This is a genomic window from Streptomyces solincola (genome assembly GCF_002982015.1).
Taxonomy (GTDB): domain Bacteria; phylum Actinomycetota; class Actinomycetes; order Streptomycetales; family Streptomycetaceae; genus Streptomyces; species Streptomyces solincola.
This window is the reverse complement of record NZ_PVLV01000450.1, coordinates 1-2,661: the sequence shown is the minus strand read 5'-3', so window position 1 is coordinate 2,661 and position 2,661 is coordinate 1. Positions and strand designations below refer to the sequence as shown.

Sequence of the window (2,661 nt, the reverse complement as noted above, 5' to 3'; positions counted from 1 at the left end):
CCCGACGACCGCCGCCCCCGGTGCCGCCGCCCCCGGTCCCGACGGCTCCGGCCGCGACTCGGGCAGCTTGACGAAGACCAGCACCGCGCAGACCAGGGTGAGCGCCGCCTCGCCGAGGAAGCCGGCCAGATAGCTGTACTCGGCGATGAAGCCCGCGGCGGCCGAGGAGACCGCGAAGCCCAGGTTGATCGCCCAGTAGTTGAGGGAGAAGGCCCGCACCCGGTCCTCGGCCGGCACGATGTCGGCCATCATCGCCTGCACCGCGGGCCGGGAGGCGTTAGAGGCCGCGCCCACCAGGAAGCCGGCCGCGGCGATCGCGAAGGGGTGCTCCATGAAGCCCAGCAGCGCCACCGACAGCGCGGTCGCCACCTGGGACGCCAGCAGCGTCGGCCGTCGCCCGAGCCGGTCCGCGAGCACGCCCCCGGCCAGCGACGACACCACCCCGCCCAGCCCGTGCAGGGCGGCGACCAGACCGGCGTACGAGGCGGAGTAGCCGCGCTCCAGCGTCAGATACAGCGCCATGAAGGTGGCGACGAAGGCGCCCAGCCGGTTGATCAGCGTGGCCGTCCACAGCCACCAGAACGCGCGGGGCAGACCCGACACGCTTTCCCTCGCCGCCCGTGTGAGCGTCCCGACTGCCATGCCCAGCCCCCTGTAAGCGCCCGATCCGCCACACGCACGTTACGAGGGGGCGGGCCGGGGAGGCCATCGGATTGACGCGGCCCGTCAAGTGTCGGAGGCGTCCACTAATCTCGTACGCATGGCCGACGCACCGTACAAGCTGATCCTGCTCCGCCACGGCGAGAGCGAGTGGAACGCGAAGAACCTGTTCACCGGCTGGGTGGACGTCAACCTCACCGACAAGGGCGAGAAGGAGGCGGTGCGCGGCGGTGAGCTGCTGAAGGACGCCGGCCTGCTCCCCGACGTCGTCCACACCTCCCTTCAGAAGCGGGCCATCCGCACCGCCCAGCTCGCGCTGGAGGCCGCCGACCGCCACTGGATCCCGGTCCACCGCTCCTGGCGGCTGAACGAGCGGCACTACGGCGCGCTCCAGGGCAAGGACAAGGCGCAGACCCTCGCCGAGTTCGGCGAGGAGCAGTTCATGCTGTGGCGCCGCTCGTACGACACCCCGCCGCCGGCCCTCGCCGCCGATGCCGAGTTCTCCCAGGCCCACGACGCGCGGTACAAGACCATCCCGCCGGAGCTGCGCCCGGACACCGAGTGCCTGAAGGACGTCGTCGTCCGCATGCTGCCGTACTGGTACGACGGCATCGTCCCGGACCTGCTCACGGGCCGCACCGTCCTGGTCGCCGCCCACGGCAACAGCCTGCGCGCCCTGGTCAAGCACCTGGACGGCATCTCCGACGAGGACATCGCCGGCCTGAACATCCCCACCGGCATCCCGCTCGCCTACGAGCTGGACGCCGACTTCAAGCCCGTCGTCAAGGGCGGCGCCTACCTCGACCCGGACGCCGCCAAGGCGGCCATCGAGGCGGTCAAGAACCAGGGCAAGAAGTAGCCCGGAGCCCGAAAGAGGCCCCCCACCTGCCGGCTTCCCGACGGGTGGGGGCCTCTCGCGTTCCCGGGCCGTCAGGGGCCCGGGCCCGGGTCGGGGTGGACGGTCTCGGTGACGCCGGCGCGGGCGGCCTCCAACTGGGCGGCGAAGGCGATGCCGAGGAAGAGGGCGACGCCGGTGACGTTGGCCCACAGCAGCAGGGCGACGAAGGCGGTGAGCGGCCCGTAGACCGCGCCGAAGGAGCCGCTGAGATTGACGTACAGCCCCAGCAGCCAGGTCGCGGCCGTCCACAGCAGCAGGTGCACCGCCGAGCCGAACACCAGCCAGGTGTAGCCCGGTTGGTCGCGGCGCGGGGCCCAGCGGAAGATCACCGCGGAGGCCATCGCGGCGAGCAGCAGTCCGGCGGGCACGTGCAGCGGCCCCCACCAGTCGAGCAGGCCCGGCGGCCAGTGCAGCGCCCGCACCACCGCCTCGCCCACCTCGCGGCCGGCGACCAGCACCAGGAAGCCGCCGCCCAGCGGCAGCCCGGCGGCCACGGCCAGGGCGAGTGCGCGCAGGTACTTGCGGACGAAGGGGCGGTCGCGCTCGATGCCGTAGATGCGGTTGCAGCCGCGTTCGATCTGGGCCATCGCGGCGGCGAGGTTGAGCAGCGCGAAGCCGAGGCCGAGCCACATGGCGACGGCGGCGGCGACGTCCGCGCCGGCCTGCCGGGTGCCCTCCAGTGCCTCCCGGACGACGTCGGCGCTGGCGCCCGGGACGATGCCGTCCAGCACCAGCTCCACCACCCGCCCCGCGCTGCCGGTGTGCAGGCTGCTGGCGACCCCGACCAGCGCGATGGTGAACGGGACGACGCCCAGCACCACCTGGTACGCCAGCGAGCGCGCGAAGGAGAAGCCGTCGGCGTACCGGAAGCGGGAGAAGGCGTCGAGCAGCAGCCGCCAGCCGCCGTAGCGGCGCAGCGCGGTGTACGCCTCGTCGCCGGACAGCTCCTCGCCGATCATGTCCCGGGTCTGCGGGACATGCACCACCGTCCCCACCGCGCGCCTCCCCGCCCCGCCGTCTGCCGCGCTCCGCCGCCGACTGTCGCTTGCCCGCGACGGCGCGGCGCACGCCCGGGAGGGGCGGGGAGGCGCGCGGTGGGGACG

3 protein-coding genes are annotated in these 2,661 nt (G+C 73.4%); 1 reads left to right on the top strand and 2 read right to left on the bottom strand.

The window, feature by feature from the left end:
- Nucleotides 1-642 (bottom strand): MFS transporter (locus tag C6N75_RS24275; protein ID WP_146132661.1); only part of this gene is annotated, 642 nt, incomplete at its 3' end.
- Nucleotides 643-760: 118 nt separating this feature from the next.
- Here C6N75_RS24275 and C6N75_RS24270 point away from each other — a divergent pair.
- Nucleotides 761-1,519 carry a phosphoglyceromutase gene (locus C6N75_RS24270; protein WP_105871031.1) on the top strand — a complete coding sequence of 253 codons (759 nt, stop codon included), beginning with the start codon at nucleotides 761-763 and terminating at the stop codon, nucleotides 1,517-1,519.
- Between the two features lie 71 nt (nucleotides 1,520-1,590).
- Here the strand turns inward: C6N75_RS24270 and C6N75_RS24265 are convergent, their stop codons facing one another.
- The gene (locus C6N75_RS24265) at nucleotides 1,591-2,553 is read right to left on the bottom strand and encodes a YihY/virulence factor BrkB family protein (RefSeq protein WP_105871030.1); all 963 of its coding nucleotides are present in this window, start codon (nucleotides 2,551-2,553) and stop codon (nucleotides 1,591-1,593) included.
- Nucleotides 2,554-2,661 lie beyond the last annotated feature (108 nt).